Consider the following 16,280-nt stretch of genomic DNA (forward strand, 5'->3'; position numbering starts at 1 on the left):
TTTCAATCTTCCAAGTATTGCATAATCTTCCCGCTAATCTGCAAAAGGGAAATCTCACACATTTTTGTATCATACTCTGCCGAAAGGATACGTTCTTCCGCATCGAGCAGACTCTTTTGTGCCTCGCGCATCTCGATACCCGACAAGTCTCCCAGCAGGTAACGGTCTTTCGCTATGTCGTGATTTTCTTTTGCTGCTATCAGGTTCTGACGTTCAAGGCTCAACAGACGAAGGTTGTTCCGGTATGCCTGCCAAAGGTTGCTGAGGTCGGCACGCAATCCCTGTTCCAGTTCCTCACGCTCTAACTGGGCGTTGCGGATGGCAAGGCTTGCGTTACGCTTTTCGCGCTTACGGTTTCCGTCGAAGATGTTAAACCCTACCGTCACCCCGCCGCTGAATCCCCAATTACTGCGGCTGCGCGTGGCGTTTACATCGTATTTATTTAATGTATAACCGTATCCGGCATTCAGCCGCACGTAAGGATAGTTACGCGACAATACTTTCTTATAATCCAACTGTGCGATAACCGAATTCTGGTCGGCACGCAACAAGCTGGCGTTGGCGGTAAGCGTAGAATTCCAAAGGTCGTTGAAATCCAAGAAGTCGCTGATGTCAATCACCGAATCCCGTACTTGTATCGGGCGGTCGACATCTTTTGCCGCCATCAGCTCGTTCAGATTGATGCGCGAAGTATGTACCAGTTCCTGCTGTTTCATATACTGCGCACTGTCGGCATTAAAGTCTACCGTAGCCTGCTGATAATCCAAACGCGAGAAGTTTCCGATGTGGTATCGCTCTTCCACAATGCGCAACCGCTCCTTCGAGAGCGAAACAGCATAACGGAAGTTCTTCAAACGGATTTCCTGCTGAATATAATTGTAATACTCGGCGGTAAGCGTTGCAATAAAATCCTCAATGGCAATGCGGGTATTGGTTTCACCCTGCCGCTTTAATTCCTGCAACTGTTTATACGTGGTACTGATGCTGAAACCGTCGAACACTGTCCAGTTAACATCAAGCCCGGCATCCAATGTTTGGTCGAATACACCGCGCTGCTTGGTTGTGATACCCGTCTCCCGCTCTTCGGTATTCGTATTGTCTGCCGTACCGGTATAACTGGCAGTCAAATCTACCGTAGGCAAGAACCCTGCGTTCCCCAGCGTAGCGTTGTTCTTGCTAATCAATTCCTCATTGCGCGTAATGCGTAGCGAATAATTGTTCATCAACCCTTCTTCAAGACATTGCTTCAGGGTATATTCATATTGTGCCCTCAACGGGAAGGCTATGAAGACATATAGTATTAAAAAGGGAATGATTCGTTTCATGCTTTTTTCTCCTTTTTTTGCCGGTTAGTAGATATATAAGAATAAATGGCAGGAACGATATACATCGTAAGGAAGGTAGAAACCAACATACCTCCCACTACCGCCGTACCCATCGCGATGCGTTGATTGGCTCCTTCGCCCGTGGCAAAAGCCAACGGAATCAAACCTAAAATGGTTGCCGCACTGGTCATCAGGATGGGGCGCAGACGTTGAAGGGCTGCATCGCGGATAGCTTGCATTTTTTCTTCGCCATGCTCCTGTTTCTGATTCGCAAACTCCACAATCAGAATACCGTTCTTTGCCACCAGACCGATAAGCATGATGATACCAATCTGGCTGAATATATTCATGGTTATATTACCGAAATACATAAAAATCAATGCTCCGGCAATGGCAAGCGGAACGGTAAGCATGATGATAAAGGGGTCTTTGAAGCTTTCAAACTGGGCAGCAAGAATCAGATAAATCAATATCAGTGCAAGAATGAAAGCAAACATCAGACTGGAAGAACTTTCGCGGTAGTCTTTCGAGTCGCCCGAAAGGGCAGTACGGAAAGTGTCATCCAATACATTCGCCGCTATCTTATCCATTTCGTCCAGTCCCTGCCCGATGGTCTTTCCTTCTGCCAGTCCTGCCGAAATAGTAGCCGAAATAAAACGGTTGTAATGATACAGCTTGGGAGGAGCTACTGCTTCTACAAACTCTACCAAGTTATCCAACTGTATCATCTCTCCTTTGTCGCTCCGGATATAAATGGACTTGATGTTTGCCGGTTGGTTACGCTGTTGGCGGCTTATCTGCCCGAGAATTTCGTACTGCTTTCCGTTCATGTAGAAATAACCCATACGCTGACCGCTCAAGCCGTATTGCAGGGTTTCGCCGATGTCGCGCACGCTTACACCCATCGTTCCCGCTTTATCGCGGTTGATATGAACGCGCATTTCGGGACTGGTGAACTTCAGATTGACATCTGCCATCTGGAATACCGGGTTATCATAGACCTGTCGTAGAAATTCCGGCAATACCTTTTCCAACTTCTCGATACTTACCGATTGGAGTACATACTGGACGGGCATACTGCTCCGCCGTCCGCCAAACGATGACTGCTGACGTACAAATGCACGCGCTTTGGTATGCTTGCGTATCGCCTGCGATATCTGTTCGGCAACCTCCATCTGGGTATAATCGCGTTCTTTGATGTCTTTCAGTGTTATTTGGATATTTCCGCTTCCGCTTGAGACACGTGCCGTAACAAAAGCAGCATCGGGAATTATCGAATCAACCAACTGATTGATTTCTTCGGTATAATCGCGGATATATTCATAGCTGGCTCCTTCGGCCGCACGGGTATCGATATTGATTTGCGAACGGTCTTCAAGCGGAGCCATCTCCGAAGGTATCTTGTTCCAAAGGAAAGCGATGATAATCAGCATGACTATCGTAAACGGAATGGCAGCGAACCGATGACGCAACACATAAGCCAACGACTGCGAGTAATAACGGTTCATTCCCTCAAAGAAAGGCTCGGTTTTACGATAGAACCAGTTTTGCTTTTCGCGGTAGCGCAACATCTTGGTGGCAAGCATCGGAGTGAAAGTCAGGGCGGCAAATGCTGAGATAATCACCGAACCGGCAACCACGAAACTGAACTCGCGGAACAGGCGTCCGCTCGTGCCCTCCATAAACACAATCGGCAAGAATACCGCTGCCAACGTAATGGTTGTGGAAATGACGGCAAAAAAGATTTCTTTTGCACCTTCTATACCGGCTTCAAAGGGTTTCATACCACGTTCGATGCGGATATAGATGTTTTCGGTCATAACGATGGCATCGTCCACCACCAGTCCCACGGAAAGCACCACGGCAAGCATCGTCAACACGTTGATAGAAAAGCCTGCTACGTACATCACAAAGAATGCTCCAATCAACGATACGGGGATAACGATACAGGGAATCAGCGTTACACGCCAGTCGCGCAAGAAAAGGAAGATGATAAGGATAACCAAGACGAAAGCCTCGTAAACCGTACTTTCCACTTCGGCTATGGATGCGCGGATAAAACGGGTATTGTCAAATCCATACGTATAATCCACATCATCGGGCAAATCTTTCTGTATCTGCGTCATGCGTTCGTATACGGCATCGGCGATTTCAATATGGTTTGCTCCGGGCTGAGGAATAACCACCACACCCACCATCGGCACACCGTTCATTTTCATGTAGCTTTTCAGGTCAGCCGGACCAAGTTCGGCATATCCGATATCGCTGAAACGGATAATTCTTCCGTTGCTCTCTTTAATGATAACATTATTAAACTCTTTCGCCGTGTGCATTTGTCCCATCGTTCGTAACGTCAGTTCCACGGTGTTTCCTTCGATGCTTCCCGACGGAAGCTCCAAGTTTTCCTCATCAATGGCATTCTTTACATCTACGGGAGTGATTCCGTATCCTGCCATCTTTACCGGGTCAAGCCAAAGGCGCATAGAATAACGCTTTTCACCCCAAATAGATACACTACTTACATCGGATATGGTTTGTAACTGCTCTTTTACGGTCAGGTCGGCTATTTCGCTCAGCTCCAGCAGCGAGCGGGTATTGCTTTGGATGGCTACCATCAGGATGGGACTGGCATCGGCATCGGCTTTCGACACAGTGGGAGGGTCGCAATCGCGCGGCAAATAACGCTGCGCACGCGATACTTTATCGCGCACGTCATTGGCAGCCGTTTCCAAGTCGACAGACAATTCAAATTCCACCGTAATGCGGCTCTGTCCCTGCTGGCTCACGCTGGACAGTGAGCGGATACCCGGAATACCGTTGATATTCTGTTCAAGTGGCTCGGTTATCTGATTTTCAATTACTTCAGCATTAGCTCCCGGATAACTGCAACTAACCGAGATAATGGGATTATCGACCGACGGATATTCACGTACACCGAGAGTGGTATAACCGATGAGTCCGAAAAGCAGGATAATAATCGTAAGTACGGTGGCCAACACCGGTCTTCGGATACTAAGTTCGGAGATATTCATAAGCCACGCATATTAATCGATTTTATCTATGATAACCGGCATATCCTGACGCAACTGCAAAGTACCGGAGGTGAGAATCGTATCGCCCGCTGCCAACCCACGTAAAATCTGTACTTCCGCATCGGTACGAATACCTATTTCTACATCTACCGGCTGAGCTACCCCCGAACGATAAATGAAAACTTTATTCTTGCCCATTTCCGGCACTATGGCTTCGGAAGGAATGGCAATGGCATCAGCTATTTCCTGTTGTTTTAATTGGATATTTGCATAATGTCCCGGAAGCAGGCTGCCGCCCTCGTTAGGGTAAAGCGCCCGCACGGTCAATGTATGGGTTTCATCGTCAATGCGCGATTCGGTTGCATAGACCGTTGAGTTGAAAGAATCCAGATGTCCTTCGATTTCAAAAGAAAGATTGGTTCCTTTCTTTATCTGATGGGCATACCGTTCGGGGACATCAAACTCCACTTTCAGCGGGGTGATTTTCGTCAATTTTGCGATTACCGTAGTAGGTGAAGCGTATGCTCCGACACTCACTTGGCGCAAACCGATAATGCCGTCGAACGGCGCACGAAGTTCCGTCATATCAATGCTGGCACGCACATTCTCTATATCGGCATGAAGTGTGGCAAGTTCGGTTTTTACCTGCTCATAAGCCTCCTTACTTACGGCGTCACGCTGAAGCAGTGCGTTCTGACGAAACACACGGTCTTCGGCAAGGGGCATTTGAGCTTCAAGCCGTTTCAGTTGGGCTTGTAGCTGACTGTCGTTCACCTTTGCCAACAACTGTCCTTCGGTAACGAAGGTTCCTTCCTGAAAATTAATATCTATTATTTTTCCCGATGTTTCAAACGATAAATTCACTTCCTCGTCGGGCACAAGTCTACCGGTTACGAAGAGCTCTTCGGTTAGCAAATGCGGCTTTATGATTTTCGCGTTTACATTCAATGCTTTCGATGAAGTTGATTCTCTCGGCAGCGAACGTTCCGCCTCCGATAAATCTTCATTCTCTCTGGGTGTGAAAGTACGGATTCCCAATACGGCCAAACCAATTCCTATCACACCGATAATTCCCCATTTGATGCGTTTGTCCATGTGTTTTTCAGTGATTAATGTTTTGTGCTAATACGGAGCGCGGTATTTCCCTTCTTCTTTATCTTCCAGCATATTCAGGTAAGAGGCATAGCGCGACTCGCTAATGTAATGTTTTTCCACCGCTTCGCGCACGGCGCAACCCGGCTCATGACGATGCGTGCAGTTATTGTATTTGCAGTTTGCCGAAAATTCAAATATTTCCCGGAAATAATGCCCCACCTCTTCTTCGTCCATATCAAACGTTCCAAATCCTTTGATTCCCGGCGTGTCGATAAGATAGCCTTCCTTATTTACCGGATACATCTCCGAAAAAGTAGTAGTATGCGTTCCCTTGTTATGGGCTGCCGAGATTTCTCCCGTTTTGAGCTGTTGTTCCGGAAGTATGGCATTAATAAGTGTCGACTTTCCAACGCCCGAATTGCCTGAGAATAACGTAACCTTTCCTGCCAGTGCTGCCTTGACAGCATCAATGCCCGTGTTATTTAAAGCCGAAACCTTGTAACAGGCATACCCAAGATGGGTATAAAGGTTAATTAATCCATCCAAGTAACGAGACTCGTCTTCGGTATATAAGTCTACTTTGTTGAAAACCAAACAAACAGGTATGCGATATGCCTCGGCTGTAGCAAGAAAACGGTCGATGAAGATGGTGGAAGTTTCAGGATAATTGATTGTAACAACCAGCATACACTGGTCTAAGTTGGCAGCAATGATGTGCGACTGCTTGGAGAGGTTGGAAGCCCGGCGTATAATGTAATTCTTGCGGTCTTCTATGGAAGTAATAAAAGCCGTACCCTCGGCATTGACCGAAATCGAAACCCGGTCGCCCACGGCAATAGGATTTGTACTGCGAATTTCCTTCAAACGGAAATTTCCCTTAATTTTACATTCTACCGTCCGTCCATCGTCGGTCTTTACTACATACCAACTTCCTGTATTTTTTATAACTAAACCTTTATCCATAAACTCTCTTTAAATTGAAAATAGAGAAACAAAAACCCCCGCCTTGTTATACGGTTTCATATTTCCGCTTCTCCATTTCCAATTTCCAATCTTTACATCATACAGTCATGATTTCCTTATCTTTAGCTGCAAGCAAATCGTCTATTTGCTTGATATACTTGTCGTGAATTTTCTGCAATTTGGCTTCCGAGTTCTTCTGTTCGTCTTCCGGCATACCGTCTTTTACGGCTTTCTTCAGTGCGTCGATTGCATCACGGCGCGCATTACGAACACTCACTTTGGCTGTTTCACCTTCTGCCTTACACTGTTTTGCCAGTTGCTTGCGTCGTTCTTCGGTCAAAGGAGGAATCCCCAAGCGGATGATTTCACCGTTATTTTCCGGCATGATTCCCAGTTCAGAATCAATAATCGCCTTTTCAATGACACGGAACATATTCTTATCCCACGGTTTAATGGCGATACTACGAGCGTCGGGCGTAGTAACTGCTGCCACATTATTGATAGGAACCATGCTTCCGTAAGAGTCTACACGAATTCCGTCCAGCAGGCGAACGTCGGCTTTTCCGGCACGAATGTGAGCCAATGATTCGTCTAAATACATGACTGCCATGTCCATTTTCTCTTCAGCTCCGCTGATAATCGTTTTTGAGTCTGCCATAATCAATATACTTGTTTGTTTTAAGTTTGTGCAAAATAAGGCTTTAATGTGAACAAAAGTAAGCAATCTTTTCCTCTCTTCCAAATATAATTCAAACCTATTAAGAAACTGTTTTGAATTTCTACAAAAAGTTTTTCTTAACTTGATGTATCCGTTTTCGTGTGCGCTTTGGGCGATTTTTCGGTCTTTTCCACTTCTGTTCTTCGTCAGATAGCCCGCTATCTTCCTTATCACACAAGCGGAAATGCCTCAAAAAATCATCCCAAATCATCGCACGATAAATTCAAAACAGTTTCTAAAATTTTCCGCTTGCGGAAGCATAAGCCGAAATTATCCGCCGTTATACCCCGAAAAACGCTACCGTTAGCGTTGGCCAACTCATGCGGTAGCGTTGACCGATTCTACCCATAGCGTTGACCGATTCTACCCATAGCGTTGACCGGTTCTATGGGTAGCGTTTTTCAGGCTTCTGACCAAGTCGGATAAAGTTTGAACAAGCTCTTTGTACACATCCCCTAAATGGTTATCTTTGTGAGAATAAATGTCAGACGAATGATTACACTTTATTTAGCCCGTCACGGGCAGACGGAAGAAAATCTGAACCGCATTTTTCAGGGACATTTACCCGGAACGTTAACAGAGACAGGGAAATGTCAGGCAAAGGAAATGGGACGGAAATTGAAAGATATAAGTTTGGATGCAATTATCAGCAGCGATCTGAAGCGGGTAACAGATACCGTTTCGCTTGCCGTGGGATATCGGGGGCTGCCGTGGGAACAAACACCGTTGCTGCGTGAGATTGATTGGGGAAGCTGGACCGGCTTGTCGCTGAACTCTGTGGAGCTGAACAATCCGCCTGCCGATGCCGAAACGCGCGAGATGTTGTATGCCCGTGCCGGACGCTTTTTGGATTACTTAAAACAACATTACGAGGGGAAACGGGTGCTTGTAGTAGCTCACGGACAAATAAACCGTTCTATCGAAGCACATATTCTCGGCATAAAAGCAGACGCATTACGCAGTATCGGTCACATGCAGAATGCCGAAGTACGCCGTTTTGAAATTATGTAATAGTCAGAACGCTTACTGACTATTACACTTTTTCTTTTTTATTCTCTTTCGATGCTTTGACCGATTCTTCAAGAAAAGCTGCTTCTTCTGCTTCGCTGATAATACGCTCTACGTCATCATACTTTTCTGCAGTTTTTTTGCTTTCCAACAGTTCTTCCCGAACGGTTTCTTCCTGCTGGGGCATTCCATCGGCTTCAGTCTTTGCTTCCTGCGCCTGTTCGCGTTCAGCCTTTGCCGCAAAAATGGCATCGATGAATTGCGGGTCGCTTTTAATTTTCGATAACGTTTCACGGGCAGCCTCCTGCTGCGATTCTTTCTTGGAATAACCTTTTCCGGAACCTGCGGGGATGTTTTCTACCGTTATTTGAGTCTCGAACGTGGGGTTTTGGTCTGCATCTACTGACTGATCCAGCAAATTAAATTCTATCTCAAATTTATTTTTCTGACTCCATTCTATCAGCTTCGACTTAAAATTAACCTCTTTACGTGAAATTTTTTCCAGATTCAAATAGCGGTCGATAATACGTTCTTCCATGAACTTTTTACACACCCGATAGCCTCTGTCTAAATAAATTGCTCCAATAAGGGCTTCGAAAGCATTGCCACACATATAACTGTTATGCGAAGACTGCTTCGTGGCATACTTAATCAGTTTATTCAACCCTATTTCTACGGCTACACGATTGAGCGTTTCGCGCTGAACGATTTTAGAACGGGTATTCGTCAGAAAGCCCTCGCGTTTACCTTCGAAATGCTTATAAACGATATCGGCTACAATGGCATCGAGGATGGCGTCGCCTAAAAATTCCAGCCGCTCGTTGTTCAGCAGCCGGCCTTTTTCTTTAATCGATGAAGACCTGTGCAGCAAAGCCTGCTGGTAGATCTCGATATTTCTGGGATAAAATCCCAACATCCTATAAAAACAAAGATAAGACTCCTTATCTTTTCGGAAAAGGAGTCTTATCTTATCTATTATATTACAAACCACGGTTATTCGGCGTATTTTTTCATGATTACACATGCGTTGTGTCCGCCAAAACCAAAGGTATTGCTCAATGCGGCACGAACGGTACGTTTTTGAGCCTCGTTGAAAGTGAAGTTCAGGTTATAATCAATATTTTCATCGTTATCCCCTTCTTCGTGATTGATAGTCGGAGGCACAATATCGTTCTTTACAGACAATACGCAAGCAATAGCTTCTACCGCTCCGGCAGCTCCCAACAGGTGTCCGGTCATTGACTTCGTAGAACTGATGTTCAGTTTATAAGCATAGTCTCCGAACAATGCTTGGATGGCTTTCACCTCAGATATATCACCTACCGGTGTAGAAGTTCCGTGTACATTAATATAGTCGATGTCTTCCGGTTTCATTCCGGCATCTTCCAATGCATTCGACATAACCAACTTAGCTCCCAAACCTTCTGGATGAGAAGCCGTGATATGATAAGCATCGGCAGAAGCTCCCGTACCGGCCAATTCGGCATATATTTTTGCACCGCGCGCTTTGGCATGTTCTAATTCTTCCAGAATCAGGCATCCGGCTCCTTCTCCCATCACAAAACCGTCGCGGCTTGCGCTAAACGGACGTGAAGCATGAGTGGGGTCGTCATTGCGGGTAGACAAAGCATTCATGGAGTTAAATCCTCCCACACCTGCCGGGAAAATAGTAGCTTCAGCTCCTCCTGCCAAGATAATGTTAGCTTTGCCCAAACGAATCAAATCGAATGCTGCGCCAATGGCATTAGATGATGAAGCACAAGCCGAGGTTGTGGTGAAGTTAGGTCCATGAAAACCGTATATCATTGAGATATGTCCGGCTGCAATGTCGGCAATCATTTTCGGGATAAAGAAAGGATTGAATCGCGGCCCGATGGTATCTTTCGTCTGCGCATAATTCAGCACTTCTTCTTCAAACGTATGAAGACCTCCGATGCCGACACCATAGATAACTCCGACTCTGTTTAAATCTTCTTTTTCAACGTCAATGCCGGAATCCGCTACGGCTTCTTTGGCAGCCACAATTGCGTACTGCGTATAAAGGTCCATCTTGCGAGCCTCTTTTCGGTCAATAAAATCATTGGCATTGAATCCTTTTACCTCGCAAGCGAATTGCGTTTTAAATTTTGACGCATCAAAATGAGTAATAGGTCCTGCCCCGCTCACTCCGTTTACAAGGTTGTTCCAAAATTCCGGAACCGTATTACCAACCGGAGTCAACGCGCCAAGACCCGTTACTACTACTCTTTTTAATTCCATAAGAGAAATTAAATTATTTTGCGTTAGCTTCAATGTAGGAAATAGCGTCGCCTACAGTTTGGATTTTTTCTGCCTGATCGTCAGGAATAGAGATACCGAATTCTTTTTCAAATTCCATAATCAATTCTACGGTATCCAAAGAGTCTGCACCCAAATCGTTAGTGAAACTTGCGGTAGGTACTACTTCTGATTCTTCTACGCCCAATTTATCAACGATAATTTTCTGTACTTTTGATGCGATTTCAGACATAATTCTAATTTTTTAAGTTTATAAATAAATAAATTATTGATTTTTTCGGTGCAAAGGAATAAATATTTCTTGTCTTAACCAAATATTCAGGCAAATAAATGTATTTTCTTTGCACATTTTTATAGATAGTGTGCAGAAAAATAAGACTTGATTGCCTTAAAACGTACCGGAAACAGTCGGGGTATTTCCTTCAGGCTGTCAACTCTCTTCCCACACAAGCAATCCGAAAAATACCTATCCGTAGCATCGAAGGAAACAACGAGATAAACCTCAAGACGTTAACAGTAGTGCAAACCAACGCTATCCATAGAAATTCCGCCCTCACTTTCGTAAGGTTTTAATCAGTAAATATACATGAAAACTCTTAATCTATGTTATAAAACACATTTTTTAGGAAGAAACACTTGTCAGTTTACAAAAAGTCCGTATCTTTGCATCGTGTTTTTCATAGTATTAGATTTTAAGGTTAACAAAGGTTGGAGTACAGCGGTACTCCTTTTTTTATGCCTTCAATTCAGATTGTCAAGAAAAAAGTTAGAGAAAAAGTTTTCCAAAATTTGTGAGTATCGGAAAAATGACTTACCTTTGCACCGCAATTAAGCGAAACAGTTGCCCAGATGGCGGAATCGGTAGACGCGCTGGTCTCAAACACCAGTGGAGTAACATCCATCCCGGTTCGACCCCGGGTCTGGGTACGAAGAAATCGGCTGAGTATTTTATAACCAATACTCAGCCGATTTCATTTTATTATTTTATCCTACATATCCTGATACAGGAGCAACAACCTTTTCTCTTCCTTACACATTTTCTCAATAGCAAAACGGAAAAAGCGATATAGTTCCATGATTCCCAGTTTCTGAGCGTTGTATCAAATCGATTCAAAATAGTTCTGAAACTGTCCATCCACGCGTTTGTCCGTTCTATGGAGTATCGTTCCCTATACAACAATTCATCAAGGACTATACTGTCGTTTGTCGTTCCATTTCTTTTGTTGATACAGATGTTTGACACAATTCCATAACTTTTGAGCACGGAGCGGAGGGCTGCACAATCAAATCCGGCATCCGCATTCAGGAAAAGCCCGTCCGTTCTGATGTTGGCTTTTGCCATGTCTTCCATCATGTTCTGCATTACAGCAACAATATTGTGCGTGTCATGATGTTCCCCGCTTTTCGGAACGGACATGGCGAGAGGAAGCCCTTTCCTGTCTGTAAGATAAAGGGCATTGGTCGTCTTGCGTTTTTTCCTTCCCTGATAGCCGACTTCTTCCCCACCGCGTATAGCCGGAGTGTGGCTTCCGTCAAGATCCACACTTGACATGTCAAGTTCCGAACGGTGCTTGTCCAAAAGTTGCAGCCAAAGCGACTTCCATTCACCTTTCTTGCTCCACTTATTGTAATGGTGAAATACAGCACCGTATTTCAGGACCTTGCCGCTGAACAGTTCTTTCACGGGAAGATATTCCCATTGGCATCCGGTCTTTAACTTATAGAGAATGGTATTGATGACTTCAATCAGACTACTTTTTAATTGAAAACCGCGTTTTGCCACAGAAAGATGAGGAAGTATTTCGTTTTTTATCGTATCTTTGTCCAATACAGCGTACATAGGTTGTTTATTATGAATGAGTTTGGTCACCCATAATATAATGAATAATGCTATTTGTACGCTGTTTGACAACATTGTAATCTATATAAATAAGTTTAAATCACTTCATTATTTTTGTAAATTAAATTAGGTGTATAGTACACTATAAAATTTTACTCGTATGAATACTATGCCATTAGAAGCAGATACAAGATTACTCATTGATACCGCCTTGACCAATCTAGGTTGGAAGCTAGACGGCAAGGATAAAAATGTCTTTGTAGAGCAGCCTAAAACTGAGACAGAGCGTAAACTTCTTGGAGGTAAACGTCCTGACTATGTTTTATACTCTAATGAAAGTGATCGCCCATTGATTGTAATCGAAGCAAAAAAGAAAGGTACTCGCCTTGATGCTGCAATGGAACAGGGTATTAGCTATGCACGCAAAATCAATGCACCTTTAGTTTTTGCTACAGATGGTGTATTTTGCAAGGCTTATCATACTGATGCAAATCGCCCTCCAATTTTAAATGGAGAAGAAATTGATGAATTTATTAGGGAAACTCTGGCGCTACGCTATCTTAATACATACGAAGTAAATACTGTTAGCCCAAAAGTGCAATATGACAGAAAAGAACTCATTCGCATCTTTGACGAAGCTAATAATATGTTAAGAGGTGAAGGTCTTCGAGCAGGTATAGAGAGATTTGGAGAATTTGCAAATATATTATTTCTAAAACTCATCAGTGAAAGTGAACAAATAAAAAGAGAAAGTGGAATAAAAACTCTATTTGATGCAACAGCCTGTAGTTGGGATAGTATTAAAAATATCCCATTTACAACTCGCATAGATTATATAAATAAGACTGTATATGAAAAACTGAATTCCCTGTACAACACGGATATTTTCACACCTCTTCAAATTAGAGATGCAAGTATTTTAAAAGAAATAATGGATAAACTAGATCCATTAACTCTAACTGATGTAGATAGCGATGTAAAAGGTGATGCATTTGAATATTTTTTGAAGGCTTCTACTGCGACCAAGAACGATTTAGGTGAATATTTTACACCTCGACATATTGTTAAAACAATGGTTAGACTTGTAAACCCTCAAATTGGAGAAACCATATACGATCCTTTTTGCGGTACAGGAGGTTTCTTGATTGAAAGTTTTCGTTACATATATAATAATATGGCACGGACAGAAGCAAACCTTAAGACACTAAAAGAAAGCACTGTATATGGCAATGAGATTACCAATACAGCTCGTATTACTAAGATGAATATGATTCTTGCAGGAGATGGTCACAGTAATATTAACATGCGTGATAGTTTAGCCAATCCTATTGATGGCAAAACTACCTGGAAAGACAATGATGGAAATATTCATCATAATGGATATGATATTGTACTTGCCAACATGCCTTATTCTCAAAAGACAAAACACGGTGATTTATACGACCTCCCAACAACAAATGGAGATAGTATATGTGTACAACATTGTATGAAGGCAATAAATAGTGCATCTCCCAATGGAAGAATGGCATTGGTCGTACCTGAAGGATTCTTGTTTCGCAAAGATTTAACAAGAACAAGAGAGTATCTATTGGACAATTGTCAATTACAGAGTATTATATCATTGCCACAGGGGGTATTCTTGCCTTATACAGGGGTAAAAACAGATATAATATATGCGACAAAAGTAAATCAGAAAATCAAGAAATCAGAGAAGAAAAAAGATTTCTGGTATTTTGATGTAAAGAGTGATGGATATACATTAGATAACCATAGGCGTAAACTTGATACTCCAAGCGATTTAGCCAAGTATGAAGAATTTCGAAAATTCGATGCAGATCAAGTAGAAGATATGGTAAAAGTGGGATTTGAAATTATCCCATTAGATAAAGTTCGCAAAAACTCTAATATACTTGTTGGGAGTAGATATAGAAAACATAAAGAGATAGTCTCTGATTACGAAATTGTAACGATAGGAGATGTTTCAAAATTGGTTAGTGGATACGGATTCCCTATGACATTACAAGGTCAAGAAGGCACTATACCATTCTACAAAGTGAGTGATATGAATTCTATGGGAAATGAAACAGAAATGGTTGATAGTAATAATTATGTTTCTATAGAGTTGGCACAGCAACAAAAATGGTCATTAGCCCCACAAGGTACAGTAATTTTCCCAAAGATTGGAGCTGCTATCGCAACAAATAAAAAACGAATTCTATCCAAACCAGCTATTTTTGATAATAATGTAATGGGTATTATTTGTGGAGAGAAGATTTTACCTAAGTTTATGTGGTATATCCTTAATTCTATTGATATATCTAAATGGGCGACTCTTGCTAATCCACCTTCTATATCTAAAGATTCTGTTTTATCACAACAGATACCACTACCAACAATAGAGGAACAACGCAAAATTGTCTCAGAACTCGAATCATATAGACAAATAATACACGGAGCAAAAAGTGTATTAAATAATTATTTACCACATATTGATTATAATAAAGGTGACCTTCTTCAGTTAGAAGATATTGCTGTAATTAGGCCATCAAAAGATGACATAAAAGAGTTGTCTAATGAGACTGTTGTTTCATTTGTGCCAATGGCAAAATTAAATGTTTTCAACTCTGATTTTACAACAGACGAAGAACGAAGACTTAAAGATGTAAAGTCTGGTTTTACCTATTTCAGAGACAATGATATTTTATTGGCAAAGATAACGCCATGCTTTGAGAATGGGAAAGCAGGTATTGCTCGAAATTTGAAAAATGGTATAGGCTTTGGCTCTACTGAATATATTGTAATCAGGGCAAAAACAGATGTGGTATATCCTGAATGGATTTTCTACCACATTAACACTCCTACTTTTATTAATGGAGGTAAGAATCATATGACTGGAACAGCAGGACAACAACGTGTAGAGATTAATTATGTTAAGCAGTATCAAATACCAGTACCCTCACTTGAAGAACAAAAAAAGATATTGGATGAAATTAGTGCTGAGAAAAAACTGATTGATTCCTCAAAAGAACTTATTAAAGTTTTTGAGAAGAAGATAAATGATAAGATTAATAATATCTGGGATAATTAATTATGGCAGAAGATATAGACTATACAGAAATTCCGTATTTGCAAGAAATACTAAACTATCTTCCTATAAACCCAAACGATGAAGAAGATATTAATAGTTATATAAATAATATTACGAGTTTAATAGCTGTAAATTATAAGTATGAACAATATCAATTTGCTTATTTTGGAGTACATTTACTCTATATGACTTACATATATTGTACAGCTTGGAAGATTAGTCAAATAGTTCCTGAAAGATATCAAGATGTAATTGTCTTTGCTCGACCATATAGCGGCAGAGAAAAGGATCTTAAGATTGAGGAAGCAAATTCCATCTTTGCATATAGCCTGTTGCCAGAAAAAGATATTGCCAAGTTGTTTAAAATCATATGTTTGGATAAATCTCAAATAGCAAATGTGAGTGACTTAGTAGATGCTAGGAATGATATGGCACACGCGTCTGGAAAATTTAATATTCTTACAGAAGAAAGCTATGATGCAAAAGTTAGTAGCATCTTAACATCAATGCAAAATATTCATAGATGCATGAATGAGTCTATAAGAAAATGGTATTCGGAAATTTTACTTAGTTTCTGTGCTGGAGAATTTGAAGATTATAAAGAAGCAAAAGATTTATTAATAGAACAAATGATACAAAGCTTCAAACTGTCTGTTAATGAATTACTTATATGTAATGAAATGAGTGTGAGCTCTCTTATTACAGAACATCGAGGATATCAAACTAAACTCAAAAATTTTAAAAAGGTAGTCAACGAATATTGCCAAGAGATGGGTTTTATTCAATAAATAATATTTCTGCCGTAGAATTGCTATTCTGATTATTTTCACAAAGTTAAAAAGAGGCTGTCTCAAAATAAAAAATAGAGATAGGCTTACTTGCAATCTATAAGCTACACATAAAAATCTCCTGCTTTTAGTCCTATAATTACAAT

12 protein-coding genes and 1 tRNA gene are annotated in these 16,280 nt (G+C 41.9%); 4 read left to right on the forward strand and 9 right to left on the reverse strand.

Translation table 11 applies throughout. From position 1 onward, the window contains the following. Positions 1-2 precede the first annotated feature (2 nt). The 5 genes from M3085_RS08165 to frr all read right to left on the reverse strand — a co-directional run bounded on the left by M3085_RS08165 (position 3) and on the right by frr (position 7,073). Positions 3-1,325: a TolC family protein gene (locus M3085_RS08165; protein WP_178257210.1), complete on the reverse strand. Its 1,323-nt coding sequence runs from the start codon at positions 1,323-1,325 to the stop codon at positions 3-5. Further along, entirely contained in the window at positions 1,322-4,357 is a 3,036-nt protein-coding gene (locus M3085_RS08170) for an efflux RND transporter permease subunit (protein WP_178257209.1), read from the reverse strand. The genes M3085_RS08165 and M3085_RS08170 overlap by 4 nt, the downstream gene beginning before the upstream one ends. A 12-nt stretch (positions 4,358-4,369) precedes the next feature. After that, complete coding sequence (locus M3085_RS08175) at positions 4,370-5,452, reverse strand: efflux RND transporter periplasmic adaptor subunit (protein ID WP_178257208.1); 1,083 nt, start codon at positions 5,450-5,452, stop codon at positions 4,370-4,372. 27 nt (positions 5,453-5,479) lie between these two features. Beyond that, positions 5,480-6,415, reverse strand: coding sequence for a ribosome small subunit-dependent GTPase A (gene rsgA / locus M3085_RS08180; RefSeq protein WP_249052764.1), 936 nt, complete (start codon positions 6,413-6,415; stop codon positions 5,480-5,482). 97 nt (positions 6,416-6,512) lie between these two features. Continuing rightward, a complete protein-coding gene (gene frr / locus M3085_RS08185; protein WP_178257206.1) occupies positions 6,513-7,073 on the reverse strand; it encodes a ribosome recycling factor in 561 nt (186 codons plus the stop codon). A gap of 552 nt (positions 7,074-7,625) precedes the next feature. Here frr and M3085_RS08190 point away from each other — a divergent pair. Then, a complete protein-coding gene (locus M3085_RS08190) occupies positions 7,626-8,144 on the forward strand; it encodes a histidine phosphatase family protein (RefSeq protein ID WP_178256450.1) in 519 nt (172 codons plus the stop codon). Positions 8,145-8,166: 22 nt separating this feature from the next. Here M3085_RS08190 and rnc read toward each other — a convergent pair whose 3' ends face one another. From rnc to M3085_RS08205, 3 genes are read right to left on the reverse strand one after another with little or no spacing between them, the layout of a single operon-like run. Beyond that, the gene (gene rnc, locus M3085_RS08195; RefSeq protein ID WP_191710881.1) at positions 8,167-9,132 is read right to left on the reverse strand and encodes a ribonuclease III; all 966 of its coding nucleotides are present in this window, start codon (positions 9,130-9,132) and stop codon (positions 8,167-8,169) included. 2 nt (positions 9,133-9,134) lie between these two features. After that, on the reverse strand, positions 9,135-10,400 hold the full coding sequence (fabF, locus tag M3085_RS08200) for a beta-ketoacyl-ACP synthase II (protein ID WP_191710882.1): 1,266 nt from the start codon (positions 10,398-10,400) through the stop codon (positions 9,135-9,137). A gap of 13 nt (positions 10,401-10,413) precedes the next feature. Next, a complete protein-coding gene (locus M3085_RS08205) occupies positions 10,414-10,650 on the reverse strand; it encodes an acyl carrier protein (protein WP_022353800.1) in 237 nt (78 codons plus the stop codon). 611 nt (positions 10,651-11,261) lie between these two features. Here M3085_RS08205 and M3085_RS08210 point away from each other — a divergent pair. Beyond that, a tRNA-Leu gene (locus tag M3085_RS08210) sits at positions 11,262-11,345 on the forward strand. A 52-nt stretch (positions 11,346-11,397) separates the two neighbouring features. Here the strand turns inward: M3085_RS08210 and M3085_RS08215 are convergent. Next, a complete protein-coding gene (locus M3085_RS08215; RefSeq protein ID WP_249052765.1) occupies positions 11,398-12,333 on the reverse strand; it encodes an IS5 family transposase in 936 nt (311 codons plus the stop codon). An 85-nt stretch (positions 12,334-12,418) separates the two neighbouring features. Between M3085_RS08215 and M3085_RS08220 the strand changes: the two genes are divergently transcribed. Further along, a complete protein-coding gene (locus tag M3085_RS08220) occupies positions 12,419-15,346 on the forward strand; it encodes an N-6 DNA methylase (RefSeq protein WP_249052766.1) in 2,928 nt (975 codons plus the stop codon). A 2-nt stretch (positions 15,347-15,348) separates the two neighbouring features. Then, positions 15,349-16,134, forward strand: a complete 786-nt coding sequence (locus M3085_RS08225; RefSeq protein ID WP_249052767.1) for a hypothetical protein — start codon at positions 15,349-15,351, stop codon at positions 16,132-16,134. Positions 16,135-16,280: the final 146 nt, after the last annotated feature.

Source organism: Bacteroides caecicola (assembly GCF_023337095.1).
GTDB lineage: Bacteria > Bacteroidota > Bacteroidia > Bacteroidales > Bacteroidaceae > Phocaeicola > Phocaeicola gallinarum.